The sequence below is a fragment of the Flavobacterium sp. PLA-1-15 genome, assembly GCF_049060005.1.
In the GTDB taxonomy this organism is placed as follows: Bacteria; Bacteroidota; Bacteroidia; order Flavobacteriales; family Flavobacteriaceae; genus Flavobacterium.
Window position 1 is genome coordinate 92,460 of sequence record NZ_JBMGQS010000007.1, and the last position, 20,869, is coordinate 113,328.

Here is a 20,869-nt window from a genome sequence, read left to right on the forward strand (position 1 = left end):
GGTTGAAAATGAGATTATTGAGGCTTTAAATCTTAAATCTTAATTCTAGAATCTTAAATCTCAATTCAAATCGTATCTTTGTAGCATGTTTCAACTAGGAAAAACAATTGTCTCGGAAGACATTTTAGAAAAAGAATTTGTGTGCAACCTTTCGGCTTGCAAAGGTGCGTGTTGTGTGGATGGTGATGCTGGAGCTCCTCTTTCTGAAGAAGAGACAAAAATAATGGAGGCAATCTATCCAAAAGTAAAGCCATTTCTTCGAAAAGAAGGAATTGCGGCAATCGAAGCGCAAGGAACTTGGGTTGTGGGTACGGATGGAACTTTGGAAACCCCTCTGATCGACGAAAAAGATTGTGCCTACGTTATTTTTGATGGAAAAACCGCGCTCTGCGGTATAGAACAAGCCTATAATCAAGGCTTGGTTGATTGGAAAAAACCAGTTTCGTGTCATTTGTATCCTATCCGTGTGAAGGATTTCAGTGAATTTGCAGCGGTGAATTATGACCGTTGGGATATCTGCGATGATGCCTGTTCTTTAGGCAAGGAATTGGAAGTTCCGGTTTATAAATTTGTGAAGGAAGCATTGCTCCGAAGATTCGGTGAAGATTGGTATGCTGAACTTGAAAAAGTGGCTTCTGAACTTAAGAAATAATCCTTTAAAAAAACTGAAAAATTAATTTTTTTCAGAGCAAAAATCCTTTATTTTATAGGTCATCAGGTAATTTTATTTAAGTGTAAAATATTTATTTTCAGATATTTAAATCCTTTGGCTTCTAAACATCAATGTTTTCGGGCGTTGTTAAAAACTATTCTAAATTGTGGATAAGTTTGACTTAGTTTTTCCACAAGAAATCGCAATCTTTGTATCATACTTTGAGTCAGAAATTAACCTTTATAATACCATAAAAGTCAGTCCGATATGTCATCAATAGAACCAATTTTACAAGAGAATAAAGATCGTTTCGTAATTTTTCCTATCAAACACCACGATATTTGGGAATGGTATAAGAAAATGGAAGCTAGTTTTTGGACAGCAGAAGAAATTGATCTTCATCAAGACTTGAACGATTGGAACAATAAACTTAGCGACGATGAACGTTATTTTGTAAAACACATCCTTGCATTTTTTGCTGCTTCGGATGGTATTGTAAATGAAAATTTGGCTGAAAACTTTGTAAATGAAGTGCAATATGCCGAAGCTAAATTCTTCTACGGTTTCCAGATCATGATGGAGAACATCCATAGCGAAACCTATTCGCTTTTGATTGATACTTATGTAAAAGACGAAACCGAAAAAGACCAATTGTTTCATGCATTGGAAGTGTTTCCAGCAATTCGTAAGAAAGCGGATTGGGCTTTGAAATGGATCGATTCAGATTCGTTTGCCGAAAGATTGATTGCTTTTGCCGCAGTGGAAGGGATTTTCTTCTCAGGAGCTTTCTGTTCGATATATTGGTTGAAAAAACGCGGCTTGATGCCGGGATTGACCTTTTCAAACGAATTAATTTCCCGTGACGAAGGTGTTCACTGTGATTTCGCGGTGCACTTGCACAATCACCATTTGATAAACAAAGTGCCAAAAGCAAGAATCACTGAGATTTTGGTTCAAGCTCTAGATATCGAAAGAGAATTCATCACCGAGTCGCTTCCGGTGAGTCTTATCGGAATGAATGCAAAATTAATGACGCAATATTTGGAATTCGTAACCGATAGACTTTTAGTAGAATTGGGTTGTGCAAGGGTTTACAATTCTTCAAATCCGTTCGATTTTATGGACATGATTTCGCTTCAAGGAAAAACCAATTTCTTTGAAAAAAGAGTTTCTGAATACCAAAAAGCGGGTGTTATGAACAGCGGAACTGCAAATGATTCCGACAGCCAAAAAATTAGCTTCGACGCCGATTTTTAAATTTTCGCCTTTAGGCTAAAGCCAAAATCAAATTAGTAAATCAAAGTTTAGGACAACTTAAACTTCAAAATAACGTTGCAATTTATAGCGTTGCGACTTTGTGCCTTGATGGCAAAACATATTACAAATAACCCGAAATCAGAAAAGGGATTTTCTGTTTCACAAAACAAAAAAAGCTTATGTATGTAGTAAAAAGAGACGGCAAGAAAGAGCCGGTAATGTTCGACAAGATTACAGAAAGAATTAAAAAACTTTGTTACGGTCTGAACCATTTGGTTGACCCGGTTAAAGTTGCAATGCGTGTAATTGAAGGATTATACGACGGTGTTGCAACCTCTGAATTAGACAATCTTGCAGCTGAAACAGCCGCTGCAATGACCATTACGCATCCAGACTACGCACAATTGGCGGCACGTATTGCTATTTCTAATTTGCATTCCAATACAAAAAAGTCATTCTCTGAGACAATGACGGATATGTATCATTATGTAAATCCGAGAACCAATAAGCTTTCACCGTTATTGTCTGATGAGGTATATGAATCCATCATGGCAAATGCAGAATTCTTGGATTCGCATGTTATTTACACAAGAGATTTCAATTACGATTACTTCGGATTTAAAACGTTGGAGCGTTCGTATTTGCTAAAAATAAACGGAAAGATTGTAGAAAGACCACAGCACATGTTGATGCGTGTTGCTGTAGGTATCCACTTGAACGATTTGGAAGCGGTTATCGAAACCTACGACTTGATGTCGAAAAAGTTCTTTACACACGCTACGCCAACACTTTTCAATTCTGGAACTCCAAAGCCACAGATGTCGTCTTGTTTCCTTCTTACCATGAAAGACGACAGTATTGACGGTATTTACGATACATTAAAGCAAACTGCAAAAATCTCGCAATCAGCGGGAGGAATTGGTTTGGCAATCCACAATGTTAGGGCTACAGGTTCTTACATAAGCGGAACTAACGGTACTTCAAACGGTATCGTTCCGATGCTTCGTGTATATGACATGACAGCGCGTTACGTGGACCAAGGTGGAGGAAAAAGAAAGGGAAGTTTTGCCATCTACATCGAGCCATGGCATGCTGATATTTTTGATTTCCTTGATTTGAGAAAAAACCACGGTAAGGAAGAAATGAGAACTAGGGATTTATTCTTGGGTATGTGGATTCCGGATTTGTTTATGAAACGTGTGGAAGAAGATTCAACTTGGACGTTGATGTGTCCTAATGAATGTCCTGGTTTGAGCGAAAATCATAGCGAAGCTTTCGAAGAATTGTATTTGAAATACGAATCAGAAGGAAGAGGAAGAAAAACCATCAAGGCGAGAGAAATCTGGGAGAAAATCATGGAATCTCAAATTGAAACGGGACTTCCGTATATGTTGTACAAGGATGCGGCAAACAGAAAATCAAACCAAAAGAACTTAGGAACTATCCGTTCTTCTAACCTGTGTACAGAAATCATCGAGTATACTTCTCCGGATGAGGTTGCGGTTTGTAATCTTGCTTCGATTTCACTTCCAATGTTTGTAGAAGATGGAGCATTCAACCACCAAAAATTATACGAAGTAACCAAACGTGTTACCAAGAACTTAAATAAAGTAATCGACAGGAATTATTATCCTGTTATCGAAGCGCAAAATTCAAATCTTCGCCACAGGCCAGTAGGTTTGGGAGTACAAGGTTTGGCAGATGCTTTCATTCTGCTAAGAATGCCTTTTACAAGTGATGAGGCTAAGAAATTAAACCAAGAAATTTTTGAGACGCTTTATTTTGCTGCCGTAACATCATCGATGGAATCTGCCAAAATAGAAGGGCCGTATTCAACTTACGAAGGATCGCCAATTTCAAAAGGAGATTTCCAATACAACCTTTGGGGATTGAAAGATTCAGACCTTTCAGGACGTTGGGATTGGGAATCGTTGAGAAAAGAAGTATTGGAGCACGGTGTTCGTAACTCTTTGTTGGTTGCACCAATGCCAACTGCTTCTACTTCACAGATTCTTGGAAACAACGAAGCATTTGAACCTTATACGTCGAATATTTATACAAGAAGAACGCTTTCTGGAGAGTTTATCGTAGTAAACAAGCACCTTTTGGAAGATCTTGTAAAAAGAGGATTGTGGAACGAGCAATTGAAGCAGGAAATCATGCGTCACAATGGTTCAATCCAGCACATCAATGGTATTCCTGAAGATTTGAAAGAGCTTTACAAGACAGTTTGGGAAATGTCGATGAAAGATATCTTGGATATGTCCCGTCAGAGAGGTTATTTTATTGATCAATCGCAATCTTTGAACTTGTTTATGCAGGATGCCAACTATGCAAAACTAACTTCTATGCATTTCTATGCTTGGAAATCAGGTTTGAAAACGGGTATGTATTACTTGAGAACAAAATCTGCTGTTGATGCGATTAAATTTACTTTAAACAACGATAAAAAAGTAGAACCAATCGCAGTTGAAGCACCATTAGAAGTAGCCAATATGGTTCAGGAACCTGTTTCGCCAATAGCTGTGGACGATTTCAGAGCAATGCTGGCAAGAGCACAATCTGCAGAACCAGACGATTGCGAAATGTGTGGTTCATAAATTAAATCTATCAAAAATTTATTTATAATAAATACAATCTATATATTTGTATAACTTAAAATATATAGAAATGAACAGAATTGTAGATTTGACAGAAGTACAGCTAAAATTTATTAAAAACTTAATTAAAGTAGATTCCTTAATAAGGAAAGCAGTTGATGATTTAGAGATTAAAATCATTCTAGAAAAAGTATATAGAGAATTCAAGAATGTTGAACCTCCAAAATTTAGAAGAGCCAATAACTTTTTCCAAATTGATAATAAAGGTAAATTTTTGTTATTAGATTTGTTTAGAATAGAGATGGATTTGATCTACTCTAGTTTACAAAAAAGGAAAGTATCAGTAATTCTTACTCTTCATTTAATTATAGGGATGTTTTTACTGTATGATGATGAGTTAAATAAATTATATACTATAGAAACAGCTGTCATTTGACGGCTGTTTTTTTTAAGCACTAATTTCAGTCTTCGTATATTTGCATCAAAATAAAAAATCTTGAGTTTATTATATTTCAGAGACCGGGAAAATGTTGATTTGGAAAATGTGGTTTTCGAAGAATCCGTTTCGGAGCAAATCCAACAATTTTTAAAGGAACATCAGTTTGCCGAAATCCTGCAACAATATGAACTTCCGGTTGCCAACAAGATTCTACTTTACGGCAAAACGGGTTGTGGCAAAACGATGACGGCAAAAGCAATCGCTAAGAAATTAAATAAAAATGTTTTTATTGTAAACTTGGCTTCGGTTGTTTCCTCCAAATTAGGTGAAACGGCAAAAAATGTCCAAGGGATTTTCAAGGAAACCAATTATGAAAATGCAGTCTTGTTTTTTGATGAATTTGATTCATTGGGACAAGTTCGCGATTACGACAATAAGGACAGCAGTGAGATGAAACGCGTGGTGAATGCCATTCTTCAATTGATTGATAATTTTCCTAAAAGTTCCATATTGATTGCGGCAACAAATCAAATCCAGATGATTGACGAAGCTTTAATCAGAAGATTCGAAATCCGACTCGAATTTGCCCTTCCGTCGAATGAAAAGTTGAACAATTATTATGATAAATTACTTTCGAAATTTCCATCACAATACCAAAATGTAGAAAAGCACTACGGAATTTCGTTTTCTGAAGCGAAAGACCTTATCTTTAGGCAGGTTAAAAACAATATTATCTCGGATGAGATCAATAAACTAAATCAAAAAAACACCAATTAAAATGTCAAAACAAAAAGGAGTTTACACAGGAATTATCGAACAAGATGCCGACGGAAATTTTTTCTGCGGAGAATATCTGTTGGATTATAAATATACGGCCGCAAGTTTCAAATTGGGAGATGAAATCAACATCAAGTCGGTTATAACCAATCCAAGCGATAAAAGCTACGAGCGTTATCCAAAAAAATCAGGTAATTTCTTCCTGGCAAACAATAAGGAGTAAATATGTCATATAATAAACCATTTGAAGTTGATAGTGAAATCATAGCCTCTACAGGAAAAAGATTTGCAAATTACATTATTGATGTCCTTTTTATTTATGCTATTCTCATAATTTTATTAAGTGGCATTGCTATAGTTTCTGCTTTATTTGGGTCTTATGGTTTTGCACAATGGCTTCAGACAATGAGTGATTTGGAATTCTATTTGGTTTATTTCTTAATTGTAATAATCTATTTTATTTTTTTCGAAACACTCACTTCTCGTTCTTTAGCCAAGTATATTACAGGAACAATTGTAGTTTTTGAAGACGGTTCGAGACCAGATTTTGGAACAATTACAAAAAGGACTTTATGCAGATTTATTCCCTTTGATGCACTTTCTTTTTTTGCAAGTGACGCAAGAGGATGGCACGATTCTATTTCAGACACATATGTTGTAAGCAAGAAAGGTCTAGAAACGAAAATGAAATTATTTACCGAATTGGATGAAATTGGCGTTAGTCAAGACTAATCTAATCCAAAACTTTCTCGTTTCGAAATTTCGAAATCGAAACTAAAATATTAAATCCTCAATCCAATGATGCACTGGGAACAACTTCTATCCTTAAAAAGACAAGGCGACAAAGGCAAAAGACTGCGAAAAGAACAAGACGATACGCGGCTTGGTTTTGAAGTAGATTACGACCGAATTATCTTTTCGTCGGCTTTTAGAAGCTTGCAGGATAAGACACAGGTTATCCCGCTTTCAAAGACCGATTTCGTACATACACGCTTGACGCATAGTCTGGAAGTTTCAGTTGTTGGTCGTTCCATCGGAAGATTGGTAGGAAAGAAAATCATTGAAAAATATCCGCACCTTCAGGAAATTCATGGTTATCAGCCGAATGATTTTGGAGCAATTGTCGCAGCCGCTTCTTTGGCACATGATATCGGAAATCCACCTTTTGGACATTCCGGAGAAAAGGCAATTGGAGAATATTTCAAGATAGGAAACGGAAAACAATTCAAAGAACAGCTTTCGCCAAAAGAATGGCAAGATTTGATTGATTTTGAAGGAAATGCAAACGGATTGTCAGTTCTAACAGGATCAAGACCGGGTGTTTCCGGCGGTTTGCGGTTGACCTACGCTACTTTAGGAGCTTTTATGAAATACCCAAAAGAGTCGCTTCCTAAAAAGCCGACTTCTAATATTTCAGATAAAAAATACGGTTTCTTTCAAACGGATAAATTGTTTTTTCAAGAAGTTGCCGAGGAGTTGGGAATGATTTCTAAAAACGGAAACGATATTGCCTTTCAAAGACATCCATTGGCTTTTTTAGTAGAAGCGGCTGATGATATTTGCTACACCATTATTGATTTTGAAGACGGAATAAATCTTGGTTTGGTTTCCGAAGATTTTGCTCTGGAGTATTTGATAAAGTTGGTAAAGGACAGCATCGATACCGCAAAGTTCAATCAACTTACAACCAAAGAAGACAGAATCAGTTATCTGAGGGCTTTGGCTATAGGAAGCTTGATTAACGATGCTGTAAAAGTTTTTATTGAAAATGAAGAAGCCATCTTAAGAGGTGAATTCCATTCGGCCTTGACCGATAAAAGCAAATACAATGCTCAGATGAATGACATCATTAAATTGAGCGTCAAAAATATCTATCAGAGTAGGGAAGTGGTCGAAAAAGAAGTGGTGGGCTATCAAATCATTCAAACCTTATTGGATAAATTCATCACCGCTTTCAATAATAAATTCAACGGAGAAGCTTCGAATTATGACAATCTGCTTCTGAAAATGTTACCCGAAAAATTCCACGAAGAAAAGGACGATTTGTACAAAAGATTGCTCCACATCTGCCATTACGTATCACTTTTGACAGATGGAAATGCATTGGAATTGTTCGAAACTATAAACGGAAGAAAGAAGTTGTAGGTTAGAAATTATACACCAAACCAACTCCAATCATTTGCTTTAATTGGATTTTCGGACCAACAGTAACTTGCTGTCCGTTCACTTCTTCTTTAGCCTTGATATCATCGTCATAAATCATGTGGATACCTACGTTTGCCTTAACATATTTATTCACGACCAAATCAAGTTGAGCCTGCCAATCAACATCAATATTGCCAAAATGATTCAAATAATCGGAATACAAACTCAATCGGTTTTCAAAAATGATGTTCTTGAAAACTTCCCTTTTGAAATGGCTGGTCACCAAAAAACCGAGTTCCGTTCGGGATTTTTTACCTTCCCGGATTAGAATATTGTCAGCATCATAAATTGCCTTTTCAACCCCAAATGCACCCTGGTTAGCCAATCTCTGGTCGAGCACCAAAGTGTTTTTCATCGTCAATGGCGAGATATAAACATTGATTTGATCTTTCTTGTTGGAATATTCGGCTCCGACTCCTAAGAAAGTATAAGCTGGAGCGAACGGTTTTGAAATGGCAATTTCCGTGTTCGGATAGGCATAACCGTTTGTAAACTGTGTGTTGAAATTGAATTTTGCCGAATGGAACCAATTTGAAAGCGTGTCCCTTCTGTATCCAAAAGTAGAATTGAATTGAAAGGCATCATCCGTTTTTCGCCATTCAACACCGTCTTGTTTGTTCACACCATAACGGATAATAAGTTCATTTCCCCATTTATAATTGTCTCGCTGATAGATTCTTGTAAAATTTCCTTTTACTAAACCCGAAACAGAACTTACACCACCGGCGCTCCAATTGACAAATGCAATCTCGCTAAGGTCAAAACCAACGCTGTTTTTCTTTTCCCAATAGGACTTTTTTATCTTTATGGTATCAACAACTTTAGTGATAATGATAATGCTGTCTTTCGTTTCGACTTTTGTACTGTCGGTGGTTTGCGAAAAGGAAGCAAAAGAAAAAGTCAGGATGAAAAATCCTATGATAAAGCGTAATAGTTTCATTTTTAGGGGACACTAGAATTGGGTTACAAAAATCAACAATTTTTAGTAATCTGAAAAAAGATTTTCTAAACTTTTTGTGTCGATTTTACAATAACGTTGTAGTTCTTCAATTGTTGCATGCTCGATAAATTCATCCGGAATTCCGAGTGTTTTTATGGACGAAGAATAATTGTTTTCGGCAGAGAACTCTAAAACAGCGCTTCCAAAACCACCATTAATGGCACCATCTTCGATTGTGATGATGTGCTTGAAAGAGGTAAAAATTTCGTGCAATAATTTTTCATCCAAAGGCTTTACGAAAGCAAAATCATAATGCGCAAATTGGTCGGCATTTTTACTATTGGCTAAAGCCGAAGTAACATTATTACCTATAAATCCGGTTGAAAGTACTGCAACCGATTGCCCGTTTTTCAACTGCTTTGCCTTGCCGATTTCAATTTTCTTATAGGGTTTCATCCAATCAGTGTTGATTCCACGACCTCTAGGATAACGGATTGCGATAGGATGTTCCAAGCCTAGTTGAGCGGTATAGAGCATATTTCGCAAATCAATTTCATTCATTGGAGCATAAACAATCATGTTTGGAATGCATCGCAAATAGGCAATGTCAAAAACACCATGATGCGTGGAACCGTCTTCGCCAACAAGTCCGGCCCTGTCGAGACAAAAAATAACGGGAAGATTCTGCAAAGCTACGTCGTGAATCACCTGATCGTAGGCTCTTTGCAAAAAGGTCGAATAAATGTTGCAATACACAATCATTCCCTGGGTTGCCATTCCGGCCGATAAGGTGACGGCGTGCTGTTCGGCAATTCCAACATCAAAAGCGCGTTCTGGGATAGCATCCATCATAAATTTCAATGAACTTCCGGAAGGCATTGCTGGTGTGATTCCGATGATTTTTTCATTGGCTTTCGCCAAATCCAAAACGGTCAAGCCAAAGACATCCTGAAATTTAGGAGGTAGATTTTCTTCAAATTTCGGAATAATTTCACCCGTCAATTTGTCGAATTTTCCGGGAGCGTGGTATTTCACCTGATCTTTTTCTGCCTGTTCCAAACCTTTTCCCTTCGTGGTAATGATGTGCAGGAATTTAGGACCTTTGGTATTCTTTAATCGTTTTAATTCTTTGATGATGGCAAAAATATCATGACCGTCAATTGGTCCTGAGTAATCAAAGTTCAACGACTTGATCATGTTGTTCTGCCTCGGATTTTTCCCTGATTTAACCGCTGTCAGATAATTTTTCAAAGCACCAACACTTGGGTCAATTCCAATGGCATTGTCGTTCAAAATCACTAATAGGTTAGCATCGGTAACTCCGGCATGATTCAATCCTTCAAAAGCCATTCCCGAAGCAATCGAAGCATCACCAACCACTGCAATATGGTTTTTCTCAAAATCGCCTTTTAAATTTGAAGCAATCGCCATTCCCAAAGCGGCAGAAATTGCGGTTGAAGAATGGCCTACGCCAAAAGTATCATATTCGCTTTCGCTTCTTTTCGGGAAACCTGAAATGCCTCCGAGTTGCCTGTTGGTATGGAAACTGTCTTTTCTACCGGTTAAAATTTTATGTCCGTACGCCTGGTGGCCAACATCCCAAACCAACAAATCTTCGGGTGTATTGAAGACATAATGCAAGGCAATCGTCAGTTCCACAACGCCTAGACTTGCACCTAAATGTCCTTCTTTTACCGAAACAATATCAATGATAAAATCACGTAATTCTTTCGCGAGTTGAGGCAATTCCGTTTGAGGAATAAGGCGTAAGTCTTTGGGAGAATTTATATTTTGAAGCAAATTTTCTGACATAAAGCAAAGGTACGACTTGAAATTGTATTTTTACATTCAGAAAGCGATTTCAGAAAAACCAAATTCGTGAATTCGTGTCAAAGATGGATGTTTTTACTGATGAATATTTTATGAAAAAAGCCTTGCAGGAAGCGGAAATGGCTTTTGAGAAAGGCGAAATTCCTGTTGGAGCACTTGTTGTGATTGACAACAGAATCATTGCTCGAACACATAATCTGACTGAAATGCTCAATGATGTTACGGCCCATGCCGAAATGCAAGCGATTACTTCAGCAGCGAATTTTCTAGGCGGTAAATATCTGAAGAATTGCACACTTTATGTCACTTTAGAACCATGCCAAATGTGTGCTGGTGCTTTATATTGGAGTCAGATTTCTAAAATTGTATTTGGAGCCAGCGATGAACAGCGCGGTTTTGAAAAGATGGGTACCCAGATTCATCCTAAAACAACGGTTGTTCGTGGTGTTTTGGCCGAAGAAGCTGGCGATTTAATGAAGCGGTTTTTCTTGGAAAGAAGAAAGAATTAGATTTTTATCTTCAATGCCGTTACTTTTTGCTCGTCAACAACTGCTGGAAAATCAATTGAAATTTCATTTCCTTTCTTTGAAAAATTTCCTTTTGGGATTTTGTAATTTCCGGCTTTTCCTTTGCAGTAACACCAAACTCCAAACAGCATCTTGGTGTTTTGAAGTTCCTCATTGGATAGTTTCAGGTCTTTGGTTTTGGAATCCAATTCAAAAATAATTTCCTCTCTATAACCAGCGTCCTGGTACTGTTTATCTGTTTTTTGATTGTAAGTAAAGTGGTAAACGGTTGTTCCGTTTAAATCTTCCAATTCATAATAAGTGCCACCAATTCCATCATTTTTCACAACCATTGTTTTGTTTGGAAGTAGTTCCAATGTGCAATCGTAACCTTCTGGGCAAGGTGTTAGGATTTGTCCTTTGGGATTTTTGTTGTTTTCTGAAACGGCTTTCTTGGAGTTGTAACACGATAGGGCTGTCCAGAAAATGATTGATAGAAGAATTGCTTTTTTCATTACGGCATTATTTGATTTAAAGATAGCAAAAGAACTTTACTTACCGTTAAAACTGGTCATTGTATTTTCTAATCCGGCAGTTCCGAAGGACTTTATAATTTCGGAAGCAATTTCCAATCGCTCGGGAAGCGCTGTTTTTTCGGCATCGTCCCATTCGCCCAAAACGTAATCTACCTGTTGTCCTTTTTTGAATTGGTCGCTTATACCAAAACGGAAACGGGCATAATTCTGTGTATTCAAAACCAAGTTGGTGTTTTTGAGTCCGTTGTGGCCGCCATCGCTTCCTTTTGGCTTTATACGGATTGTTCCGAAAGAGAGATTCAAATCGTCGGTGATGACCAATATGTTTTCTAGCGGAATGTTTTCCTTGTCCATCCAATATTTAATTGCTTTTCCGGAAAGATTCATGTAGGTATTTGGCTTGAGCAATAAAAAAGTCCTGCCTTTGAATTTGTACTCTGCCAATGTGCCGAGTTTTACGGTTTCGAAGGAGAGTGCTTCTTTTTTTGCTAAAAAATCCAAGACTTTAAAACCTATGTTGTGTCGGGTGTTTACGTATTCTGCTCCGATGTTGCCTAGGCCAACGATTAAGAATTTCTTCATTGGGTCTGTGTTTGCTGTAATTTTTGTTTCTTGTTTTTGGAATAAATTGCTAAGCCATTTCATTTGGCAAAGATAGGAAAGTTTACAAGTACACAAATGGTTTCCCTTTCTAACCCTGATTGTAATGGAAATTTTTTTCAATTGACTTGGGTTTTAACCCGAGGGAATTGAAAAAGATTGCAATGGAAAGCAGGAATATGGATTCCAGAACACGCAAGCGATTCGTTTCTGAAAATTTAAAGTGTGGTAATAAAAAAAAGCACCAGTTTTGAGGCTGGTGCTTTTGAAAATATAAGGGTAAGATTATTTTTTCTTTCCTTTTGCAGGTCCTGCTTTTGCTGCTTTTGCTGCTTCTTGAGCTGCTTTCATAGCCGCACGAGAGATTCTTACTTGAGCTACAACTGTGTTGTCTGGGTGAAGCAATTTGTAGTTATCTGCAACAAGTTTCGTTACATATAATTTGTTACCCATTTCAAGTTCAGAAATGTTAGCTTCTACGAAATCTGGAAGATTTTTTGGCAAAGCTTTTACTTTCAATCTACGTTGGTTCAAACGTAGCACACCTCCTAAAAGGACACCTGGAGAAACACCAGTGATCTTAACAGGAACTTCCATTGTGATTTCTTTGTCATCATGCAATTGGAAGAAGTCGATGTGTAAAATTTTGTCAGATACCGGGTGAACCTGGATGTCTTGCAAAACTGCGTTGAATGATTTTCCACCTTCAAGTTCGATCACAACTGTGTGAGCGTTTGGAGTGTAAACCAAGTTTTTGAATGCTTTTTCTTCTGCAGAAAAATGCACTGGTTGATCTCCTCCGTATAAAACGCAAGGAACCGCTCCAGCATTACGTAAGGCTTTAGTCGCTGACTTGCCTACGCTTTCTCTTTCTGATCCTTTAATTGTAATCGATTTCATTTGTAAAATATATATAATTAATAATAATTCGGTGCTAATCAGGTTACATTAAAAATGTTCCGCTGATTGAGTTGTTGTGTTGTACCATCTGCATTACGTCTGCAAAAAGCGGTGCACAACTTACTACTTTGATTTTGTTTGATTCTTTCCTTAACGGAATAGAATCGGAAACAATCAGCTCAAGTAGTTTTGAGTTTTCGATTTTCTCGTAGGCTTCTCCCGATAGGATGGCGTGTGTGCAAATGGCGCGAACGCTCAGTGCTCCTTTTTCCATCATCAAATCGGCGGCTTTCGCCAAAGTGCCTCCTGTGTCAATCATGTCGTCCACAAGGATGACGTTTCTGCCTTTTACTTCTCCGATAAGTTCCATCGTGTCGATCACGTTGGCTGCTTTTCTTTGCTTGTAGCAGATTACCACGTCTGATTCTAAAAATTTAGAATAAGCATAGGCTCTTTTTGAACCTCCCATATCCGGTGATGCAATCGTCAGGTTTTCTAAACCAAGACTTTTCACATACGGTAGGAAAATCGTTGATGCAAACAGGTGATCTACTGGTTTTTCAAAAAAACCTTGGATCTGATCTGCGTGCAAATCCATTGTCATAATACGTGTTGCTCCTGCGGTTTCCAGTAGTTTTGCTACCAGTTTTGCTCCAATCGGAACACGAGGCTTGTCTTTACGGTCTTGTCTGGCCCATCCAAAATAAGGTATCACGGCAGTAATGTGTCGTGCTGAAGCCCTTTTGGCGGCATCAATCATCAGTAAAAGCTCCATCAGGTTGTCGCTACTTGGAAAGGTAGAACATACTAGAAAAACCCTTAATCCTCTGATCGATTCCTCGAAAGACGGCTGAAATTCGCCATCGCTGTATTTTGAGAACGTTACTTTACCTAGCGGAACACCATAGTTTTTGGCTATCTGTTCTGCCAGATGTACACTTTGAGAACATGCAAATATCTTTGCTTCCGGTTCTTGGTGTGGCATTTTAATTAGTTGTTTTATGCCGTTACGCTGCATACAATTCAGCTTTGTTGTTCTACAAAACAGAAAGCCTGCAAACGTCTCGGGTGTAGTTAGTTAGTGTTGTGTCGCCGAAACGAGGTGCAAATTTAGAAATAAAAATGAAGACTGAACGAAAAATTTCGACAATTTTTTTTAGAATATGTAAAATAATTTTTTACATTTGCACCGTGTTAAAGGAATCAGTGTTACAATTGGTTCTATTGCGTCGAAGCTGTTGCTTCTTCGTCTGCTAAGCCCGGATGGCGGAATTGGTAGACGCGCTGGTCTCAAACACCTGTGGGAAACCGTGCCGGTTCGACTCCGGCTCCGGGTACAAAAGCCTCTTCGAAAGAAGAGGCTTTTTTGTTTTTAGTCATTTTTGTAATGATGATGGATGTCCTAAAAGTCCAAATATTTACGACAATACCACAACTGCAAAACTTCTTTAAAGCTGTAAATTTGTCCTATAATAATAGATAGCTTTGCTATCATTTAAAACGAATCTTATGTTAGGTAAGGGAACAAAAGCCTACAGCATCTTTACAGGTGCTTGTCCGAAATGTCATGGCGATCACATGTATGTAAACAAAAATCCATACGCTTTGACGGAAACGATGAAGATGCATGAAACCTGTGGTAATTGCGGTTTTCGTTATAAGGTAGAACCGAATTTCTTTTTCGGAGCTATGTTTGTGAGTTATGCGGTTTCGGTATTTGTAGGAATCATGATTTTTCTGCTGTGTTATTTTGGGTTTAAAATGAACCTGCTCCACATCTTTATTGCCATATTTGCAGGATTGATTGTATTGATGCCACCCATTACGCGAATTTCAAGGAACATCTACATCAATATATTCGTGAGCTATGATAAAGAGGCCGGAAAAAAGAATATTCCGGCCTAATATTTTAATAAATCACTTTCTTGGTTACTATTGCGTTGCTTTTCAATTGTACTTTTACGATTAGAGTTTGTGTGTCGTAAACTACATCAGTTGCTGTAAAACTGTTACCATTGATTTTATCTTCTGAGAAAATTCTCCTTCCTAGGATATCATAAACTGTAATGGTATTTATACTTTCCAAAGATGATTTCACCTTCAATTCATTTCCGTCTTTAAAAATGATGACGCTTGAAACGATCTTTTCCAAATCTGGATTTGAAAGAGTTTGCTGAGGAATGTACCTTAAAACAAAACGATTGTTGAAGGTTCCCGGAACGGTTGTAAAAGTGTAATTAGAAGCTTTGAGATCGTGGACAACGTTTAGGTCCAAATCTTCCAAATAAATATCCTGATCTTCAAATAAGCCGTCAAAATGATCGATGTTAATCGTTAAGGTTCCTGTCAAAGAAGTTTTGTAACCTAGCGGTACCAAATCTTGATTGTTAAAAGGCAAAGCGCGTCCTTGTATGGCAAGATTTTTACTTTCGGCAATAGAGTACAAACTCACTTTGTTGCCACCAAAATGATCTCCATCATAACCCCAATCCAGTTCGTTTGTTGCATTTTGAATGTATCCAACCAAGGTTTGGTTGAAGGCATTTTGTCCGGTGAGGTTCAGCCAAATTCTGTGCTTTCCTGTTGTTTGCCAGTTGTTCACTGGTTGTGTTAAACCAGGCCTGAAGAATTGATCGTTATTTCCGGCAACACGCATGGAATTATTGAAAACCACCGTTTCTGTATTTAAACCTTTTACAAAAAAGGATTGTCCGGAAGCCAAAAATTCATCGGGCGTAGGACCACCAGTTGAGGCTGGAGCCGTTGCCGTGGAACCACTAAAATTGAATGTAGCATAATCGCTCGGATTATAGCTGTATATGCCTGGAACTCCCGTTGCTTGTATTTGGGAATTGTGTGTCCATAAATAAATTGTTCCTTCGAGGTTAGCAGCATTGAACGATAGGAATTTTTCCATATCAAGTGCGGAAGGGTAGGGATTTCCAAGCAGGTTCCATTGATCCACCAAGCTTGATCCTGTAACCTCATGTTCTACGATTCCATTGTTTGGTGTTCCTATAAAATTTGCTGTATATACGGTAGCAACTGCACCGGAAGCTCCCTGAATGGCGAAATTTTGAGGTGCCCTCACGATGTAGCCTCTTCCCGGCACCATCACTTCTGCCCCGACAGGAATGGTTTGCCAAGCCTGCGGAGAGGCGGCATGATTCCATTTATAATATTTGTCAAACATAGTCATGGGAGATAATTGCTTAAGCGTAAATGCATCTTCAGTAGTGTCATCCGACGGATCTTCATTTGCAAAAAGAGGGGAGCTCCAATAGGTGAAATCATAACGGTAAACAGGTTGCGTATTTCTTTTTATCGTTACATTTCCGGTGTTCACCGCATTATCATTATGCTGTAATAGACTAGAGCTGTCTTCAAAAACGGCAACACCATTATTTATGAAATCACTTTCAATATCGATATTGTCATCTGTGGCAACTGTCAAAGTCGCTCCAGAAATGATTTCACACTTACAGCCTACAAAGCCAGATCCTACGACATCAGAGTCATAATCTCCATTGATTATGGCAATTTCAGAAGAGGTAGGCGGGTTTCCATCGCCACTCCAAGCGGTTCCGTTCCAAGTTTTTGAAGCTTTTCTTTTTGCTTTTAATGTTATATTGTCAATGGCCCAAATTTCATCCCCAGCGTTATTAAGAATTGTCAATTTCAATTTTAAGGCTGCTGCCAATGGGAGATTTGTGATGTTCAGAGTGCTGTATCCATCTGTAGTTCTGTAGCCTCCGCTTAAAGGTTTTAAAAAACTTTCGATGGTTCCATTTCCATCGTAAACAGTGATTCCAATGCCTGTTCCACTAGTGAATCCCCATTTGGAATTGGTATTTCCATTTACCGATAGTTCTTCTGTCCAAGTGACCCCGTTGTCTTTACTGATTTGTATTATTATATAGTCGGGATTGTCCAAACCGGAAGTTCCGGAAGCATTGGATAGCGCGGCAACTTTTAACGACAGGTTTACATCTGATAGTTCTAAAGTGTTAATCGCATCAAAAATAATTTCAGCTGTTGCATTGTTGACTTGCAAACTTTTGGCGCCTATAAACGCATTGGAAGTTTGGGTTGTCCCGTTATCGCCTGCTTTTCCATATCCAGTTCCGCCCGCTACTGTCGCTCCCAAAAGAGGAGTTGAATAGCCCCAAGAAGGCGTTGCAGGAGTGTCTTCAAAATCTTGAATTGCTATAATTTCTTCTGCTCCAAAACTACATTCGGTATAATCAATTCCTTGACCTTGGATATCAAAAGTGTAAATGCTCTCATCAGAATCATTATTGTATATTGTTACGGTAGCGGTGCGTAATCCAGGTGCCGATGGTGCAAATTTTATAACCAAATAGGAAGTTCCTCCAACAGAAATAGAGGATGCAGGAATAGTAGTAATGCTGAAATCCGAAGCATGAGCACCGGAAATTGTAACATTCGAAATTGTAAGTATGCGCTTGGCTGTTACAAGATTCTGGATCAAAAAGGTACTTGACCTTGTAGTTGGACTGTTTCCAAAATCAGTAAAGTCTGAACTTGAAGGAGTTGTGTCTCCGGATGCAATGGTCAGGTTATTTCCCACAACATTTATTTCAGGATTACCCAGAGGATATCCGGCAGATATATCATTTGTAAACAAACTCGTCGCATCAGAATCTACTGAAATCTCAAGTGTATTTGCAGTTGTTCCTATGGTAGTTCCTTCTGTCCATTGTGTTCCGTTCCATCTTCCAGAAATAGAATTGCTTTCGGTTCCTACAACATCATAATTGGTAGGAGTGGAGTGGTATTTTCCTGAAAAAGTATAAGCTGCATCGCCAGTTATTCCAGTTGAAGTTAGCCTCCAATATCGGGATAAGTAATCGGTTGTGGCCTGCATTTCAGGGTGTTTTGCATCGCTAACTCCTAAAGAGACCGATGCTGTTGACGAAAAAGTGCCATTTGTAAAAGATATTGTAGCAGGTGTGTAATTCGAACCGTTGGCCGAATCGGTCCTGTCGCCTATTGGATAGGTAAAAGCTCCCGTACTGCCATTTATGTTTTTTCTAAATCTACCCGTTGTATTTACATCAGAAATGACATAACTATTCGATGAAGCGCCCGTATGAGTTGCTGTGTTGGTCAATACAATATTGCTTGTTCCCAGAAAAATCAATCCTTTTGTAAGTGACAAGGAAGAATGGATGGTCAAATCGGTACCTAGATTCAAAGCAGTGGTAGCATTTTCTCTATTTACGGTAAGCGTTCCAAGTGTTCTAAAACTATTTGTGAAATTTACAGTACCAATGCTTCCATTTCCTAAAAGCGTCAAACCAGACGTTGTACTTCCTTTAAAAGTTCCAGTTCCTGAAATCAAATTGTTTATTCCGGATGTTCCGAGTGTCAGTGTTTTTCCATTCAAATCGAAGATGTCGTTCGCGCTATTGAAAGAAATCACATTTCCTGTATTGGGAGCGCTTATCGTTAAATCGGTGTTCAATTGAACAGTCGTGCTTCCGCTTGACGGTTGAAAAACCACATAATGAAAAGTTGGGGGAGAAGCTGTTGGTGCTGTAATAATTTGTGTTCCATTTTTAAGGAAGAAGACAGCACGGTTTTTAGCATCGAAGGAATAACCAGTGTTGAAGGTGACATTTCCAGCAACCTTCAAGTCGTTGCCAGCTACCGTTCCCAAGGTCATATCTCCAGCTGAGACAATGTTTCCCATAACGGTCAGGGGGCCATTACTGCTAACGGCACCATAGTCCATATACAATTTACTTCCAGAATCTATCGTCAAATTCCCGGTCATTCCTAACGAACCTGGGCTTCCAAAAGGATAATTCAAAGTGGTAGTGTTGGTAATAATAATATGATGCGGAACACCATAGCTGCCTCCAATAGTTGAATTCCATTCAACACGCCTATCATAGCTGCCTCCAGAATTATATTTTAAAAGCGACAATGGACCATATTTTGGAGCATTGACATTCACAAAAGCATTCATGTTCAACTGCAAGGTGCCATTTATAGTGGTGGGATTGCCCGCGCCAAAATTACATCCCGTTTCCAGTACTATGGTTGTATTGGTATCAAAGTCTACTGTTCCAGGGTTTATTATGGTGATGGCATTAGTAGTAATGCTGAAAATACCGCCGGAAACAGTGCTCGTAACTTTCCGATTGTTAGAAGCCAAACTCAAATTTCCGCCGCCAGTAACAGATAAGGATTGTCCGTTCAAGTCGAGCGTACTCGTGGCATTGCTTGAAGCTAACGTCAATCCGTTGTTTGCGTTTACAATTGCATCCGTGCCCGTCGCCAATTTTAAGGTGCCGCTTCCGCCGATATTTAAATAATTGAAAGTTTCAGTTCCGCCGCCAGTTCTAGTGATGGTTTGGATTGCATTACCGTTGAATAGGACAGCTCTTCCGTTCGGATTAAAGGTGGAGGAAGCAGCTCTGGTCCAATTTCCAGATGTTTTAAGGTCGCCACCCAGCGTTCCGGAGAGCGTGAGATTTGCTCCTGTAGCAATGTTGATGTTGCCGGAAACATCCAGACTTTTATTGGTCTGGTCCATATTTAGCGTTCCTCCCAAGAGATTGAGATTACCTGCAACTGCTGTGGTTCCGTATCCAGAACCCCCAGAGCCAAAATAGATTATTCCTGAGTTTACAACCAGATTGTTTCCAATGTTCCAATCACCTCCCGAATTCAATCGTGCAATTTGCTGTCCTGGGCTGTTCATTGTAAAATCCCAAACATTGATGGCGCCAAATGAGTTGTCTGTGGCCGTTATCGGATGGGTATAAGAATTTCTTCCAAACGGATTTGTAGAAGTGCCATTCGCAGTACTGCTAACCGTAAAGTACCTCTTGATGCCATTTGAATTCGAAGAAACAGCCGATCCATTATAATTTTCAAAGGGAACTTGAGCATACATCCCATTGCTATACGAAGCATAGCCCATCCAATTGAAAGAAGCTGGCCGGTTGCCACTGTTTATGGAACCAAGCAATCTACTCCAAGCAATTTTAAATTCACGACGGTCGTCGCTTCCGGCACCATTCCCGTTATTGTTTGAGGCATATTGTCCATTTGCATTTCCGGTATAGTCCGATGTGCCTCCGCCAGCAAATCCATCAGATCCTCCTCCTAAAGATGTCCAACCGTTGGCGCCGTCTCTGCGCCGTATTTCCCTGTAACCGTTATGACTGTAAATAAATACATCGGCTCTGAAAGGCAGGTTGGGAGGGGTAGAATAACCATCATAATTCAGTCCAACCAATGTGCCATTGCTGTCACTTCCTCCATTAACGGGAACTATAGGGTCTACATCTAAGAAAAGCGTGACAGGTTCTGTTTCATTTGCATTTTGAAGGAATACATAGAGATAGGTGTTGTCCCATGTAACGTGCCATGTGCTAGAACCAGAGGTATAATTTGTTGGATAATTGGCTCCATCCAAAGTTCCATCAATCGTTGGAGTAGTAAATTGGGCATTTGTTTTTTCAGAGAAAAGCAAACTACAAAATATCCCTAGCGCCAGAATAAGACGTTTATGGATGGATGCTGATTTTTGAATTGACTCCCTCATCATGCAACTAAAAATAATGTTTCTCATAACATTTAGGTTTGTTTT

The 20,869-nt window shown here is 38.7% G+C and carries 17 protein-coding genes and 1 tRNA gene; 11 read left to right on the top strand and 7 right to left on the bottom strand.

Annotated features, from left to right (window positions below):
* The first annotated feature begins 85 nt into the window (after positions 1 to 85).
* The 8 genes from ACI6PS_RS06950 to ACI6PS_RS06985 all read left to right on the top strand — a co-directional run bounded on the left by ACI6PS_RS06950 (position 86) and on the right by ACI6PS_RS06985 (position 7,870).
* On the top strand, positions 86 to 652 hold the full coding sequence (locus ACI6PS_RS06950; RefSeq protein ID WP_421011827.1) for a DUF3109 family protein: 567 nt from the start codon (positions 86 to 88) through the stop codon (positions 650 to 652).
* Between the two features lie 267 nt (positions 653 to 919).
* Positions 920 to 1,909, top strand: coding sequence for a ribonucleotide-diphosphate reductase subunit beta (locus ACI6PS_RS06955; RefSeq protein ID WP_421011828.1), 990 nt, complete (start codon positions 920 to 922; stop codon positions 1,907 to 1,909).
* Between the two features lie 179 nt (positions 1,910 to 2,088).
* Positions 2,089 to 4,509: a ribonucleoside-diphosphate reductase subunit alpha gene (locus ACI6PS_RS06960; protein WP_421011829.1), complete on the top strand. Its 2,421-nt coding sequence runs from the start codon at positions 2,089 to 2,091 to the stop codon at positions 4,507 to 4,509.
* A gap of 70 nt (positions 4,510 to 4,579) precedes the next feature.
* Positions 4,580 to 4,945 (top strand): hypothetical protein, encoded by a 366-nt coding sequence (locus ACI6PS_RS06965; RefSeq protein WP_421011830.1) that lies wholly within the window; start codon positions 4,580 to 4,582, stop codon positions 4,943 to 4,945.
* A gap of 60 nt (positions 4,946 to 5,005) precedes the next feature.
* Positions 5,006 to 5,725 (top strand): AAA family ATPase, encoded by a 720-nt coding sequence (locus ACI6PS_RS06970; RefSeq protein WP_421011831.1) that lies wholly within the window; start codon positions 5,006 to 5,008, stop codon positions 5,723 to 5,725.
* Between the two features lies 1 nt (position 5,726).
* Positions 5,727 to 5,948 carry a hypothetical protein gene (locus ACI6PS_RS06975; RefSeq protein ID WP_421011832.1) on the top strand — a complete coding sequence of 74 codons (222 nt, stop codon included), beginning with the start codon at positions 5,727 to 5,729 and terminating at the stop codon, positions 5,946 to 5,948.
* A 2-nt stretch (positions 5,949 to 5,950) separates the two neighbouring features.
* A complete protein-coding gene (locus ACI6PS_RS06980) occupies positions 5,951 to 6,457 on the top strand; it encodes an RDD family protein (protein ID WP_421011833.1) in 507 nt (168 codons plus the stop codon).
* A 69-nt stretch (positions 6,458 to 6,526) separates the two neighbouring features.
* Entirely contained in the window at positions 6,527 to 7,870 is a 1,344-nt protein-coding gene (locus ACI6PS_RS06985; protein WP_421011849.1) for a deoxyguanosinetriphosphate triphosphohydrolase, read from the top strand.
* 1 nt (position 7,871) lies between these two features.
* Here ACI6PS_RS06985 and ACI6PS_RS06990 read toward each other — a convergent pair whose 3' ends face one another.
* Positions 7,872 to 8,870, bottom strand: coding sequence for a DUF3078 domain-containing protein (locus ACI6PS_RS06990; protein ID WP_421011834.1), 999 nt, complete (start codon positions 8,868 to 8,870; stop codon positions 7,872 to 7,874).
* Positions 8,871 to 8,912: 42 nt separating this feature from the next.
* Positions 8,913 to 10,682, bottom strand: coding sequence for a 1-deoxy-D-xylulose-5-phosphate synthase (locus tag ACI6PS_RS06995; protein WP_421011835.1), 1,770 nt, complete (start codon positions 10,680 to 10,682; stop codon positions 8,913 to 8,915).
* 83 nt (positions 10,683 to 10,765) lie between these two features.
* Between ACI6PS_RS06995 and ACI6PS_RS07000 the strand changes: the two genes are divergently transcribed.
* Positions 10,766 to 11,209: a nucleoside deaminase gene (locus ACI6PS_RS07000; RefSeq protein WP_421011836.1), complete on the top strand. Its 444-nt coding sequence runs from the start codon at positions 10,766 to 10,768 to the stop codon at positions 11,207 to 11,209.
* On the opposite strand, the gene ACI6PS_RS07005 is transcribed toward ACI6PS_RS07000, so the two are convergent.
* The 4 genes from ACI6PS_RS07005 to ACI6PS_RS07020 form a co-directional block, all read right to left on the bottom strand.
* Complete coding sequence (locus ACI6PS_RS07005) at positions 11,206 to 11,721, bottom strand: hypothetical protein (RefSeq protein ID WP_421011837.1); 516 nt, start codon at positions 11,719 to 11,721, stop codon at positions 11,206 to 11,208. The two genes, ACI6PS_RS07000 and ACI6PS_RS07005, sit on opposite strands and share 4 nt — an antisense overlap.
* Positions 11,722 to 11,757: 36 nt before the next feature.
* Positions 11,758 to 12,387, bottom strand: a complete 630-nt coding sequence (gene pth / locus ACI6PS_RS07010; protein WP_421011838.1) for an aminoacyl-tRNA hydrolase — start codon at positions 12,385 to 12,387, stop codon at positions 11,758 to 11,760.
* A 240-nt stretch (positions 12,388 to 12,627) separates the two neighbouring features.
* Positions 12,628 to 13,242 carry a 50S ribosomal protein L25/general stress protein Ctc gene (locus ACI6PS_RS07015; protein WP_421011839.1) on the bottom strand — a complete coding sequence of 205 codons (615 nt, stop codon included), beginning with the start codon at positions 13,240 to 13,242 and terminating at the stop codon, positions 12,628 to 12,630.
* 43 nt (positions 13,243 to 13,285) lie between these two features.
* On the bottom strand, positions 13,286 to 14,227 hold the full coding sequence (locus ACI6PS_RS07020; RefSeq protein WP_421011840.1) for a ribose-phosphate pyrophosphokinase: 942 nt from the start codon (positions 14,225 to 14,227) through the stop codon (positions 13,286 to 13,288).
* Between the two features lie 272 nt (positions 14,228 to 14,499).
* Between ACI6PS_RS07020 and ACI6PS_RS07025 the strand changes: the two genes are divergently transcribed.
* Together ACI6PS_RS07025 and ACI6PS_RS07030 are read left to right on the top strand one after the other, a co-directional pair.
* Positions 14,500 to 14,579: transfer RNA gene (locus ACI6PS_RS07025), tRNA-Leu, on the top strand.
* 172 nt (positions 14,580 to 14,751) lie between these two features.
* On the top strand, positions 14,752 to 15,147 hold the full coding sequence (locus ACI6PS_RS07030) for a DUF983 domain-containing protein (RefSeq protein WP_421011841.1): 396 nt from the start codon (positions 14,752 to 14,754) through the stop codon (positions 15,145 to 15,147).
* 4 nt (positions 15,148 to 15,151) lie between these two features.
* On the opposite strand, the gene ACI6PS_RS07035 is transcribed toward ACI6PS_RS07030, so the two are convergent.
* Positions 15,152 to 20,851: a choice-of-anchor D domain-containing protein gene (locus tag ACI6PS_RS07035; RefSeq protein WP_421011842.1), complete on the bottom strand. Its 5,700-nt coding sequence runs from the start codon at positions 20,849 to 20,851 to the stop codon at positions 15,152 to 15,154.
* Positions 20,852 to 20,869 lie beyond the last annotated feature (18 nt).

Coding starts and splice junctions, on each gene's coding strand:
- ACI6PS_RS07035 (WP_421011842.1), bottom strand. CDS start 20,851: ATGAGAAACATTATTTTTAGTTGCATGATGAGGGAGTCAATTCAAAAA.
- ACI6PS_RS06950 (WP_421011827.1), top strand. CDS start 86: ATGTTTCAACTAGGAAAAACAATTGTCTCGGAAGACATTTTAGAAAAA.
- ACI6PS_RS06995 (WP_421011835.1), bottom strand. CDS start 10,682: ATGTCAGAAAATTTGCTTCAAAATATAAATTCTCCCAAAGACTTACGC.
- ACI6PS_RS06980 (WP_421011833.1), top strand. CDS start 5,951: ATGTCATATAATAAACCATTTGAAGTTGATAGTGAAATCATAGCCTCT.
- pth (WP_421011838.1), bottom strand. CDS start 12,387: ATGAAATGGCTTAGCAATTTATTCCAAAAACAAGAAACAAAAATTACA.
- ACI6PS_RS06985 (WP_421011849.1), top strand. CDS start 6,527: ATGCACTGGGAACAACTTCTATCCTTAAAAAGACAAGGCGACAAAGGC.
- ACI6PS_RS06965 (WP_421011830.1), top strand. CDS start 4,580: ATGAACAGAATTGTAGATTTGACAGAAGTACAGCTAAAATTTATTAAA.
- ACI6PS_RS07020 (WP_421011840.1), bottom strand. CDS start 14,227: ATGCCACACCAAGAACCGGAAGCAAAGATATTTGCATGTTCTCAAAGT.
- ACI6PS_RS07005 (WP_421011837.1), bottom strand. CDS start 11,721: ATGAAAAAAGCAATTCTTCTATCAATCATTTTCTGGACAGCCCTATCG.
- ACI6PS_RS06975 (WP_421011832.1), top strand. CDS start 5,727: ATGTCAAAACAAAAAGGAGTTTACACAGGAATTATCGAACAAGATGCC.
- ACI6PS_RS07015 (WP_421011839.1), bottom strand. CDS start 13,242: ATGAAATCGATTACAATTAAAGGATCAGAAAGAGAAAGCGTAGGCAAG.
- ACI6PS_RS06990 (WP_421011834.1), bottom strand. CDS start 8,870: ATGAAACTATTACGCTTTATCATAGGATTTTTCATCCTGACTTTTTCT.
- ACI6PS_RS06960 (WP_421011829.1), top strand. CDS start 2,089: ATGTATGTAGTAAAAAGAGACGGCAAGAAAGAGCCGGTAATGTTCGAC.
- ACI6PS_RS06955 (WP_421011828.1), top strand. CDS start 920: ATGTCATCAATAGAACCAATTTTACAAGAGAATAAAGATCGTTTCGTA.
- ACI6PS_RS07030 (WP_421011841.1), top strand. CDS start 14,752: ATGTTAGGTAAGGGAACAAAAGCCTACAGCATCTTTACAGGTGCTTGT.
- ACI6PS_RS07000 (WP_421011836.1), top strand. CDS start 10,766: ATGGATGTTTTTACTGATGAATATTTTATGAAAAAAGCCTTGCAGGAA.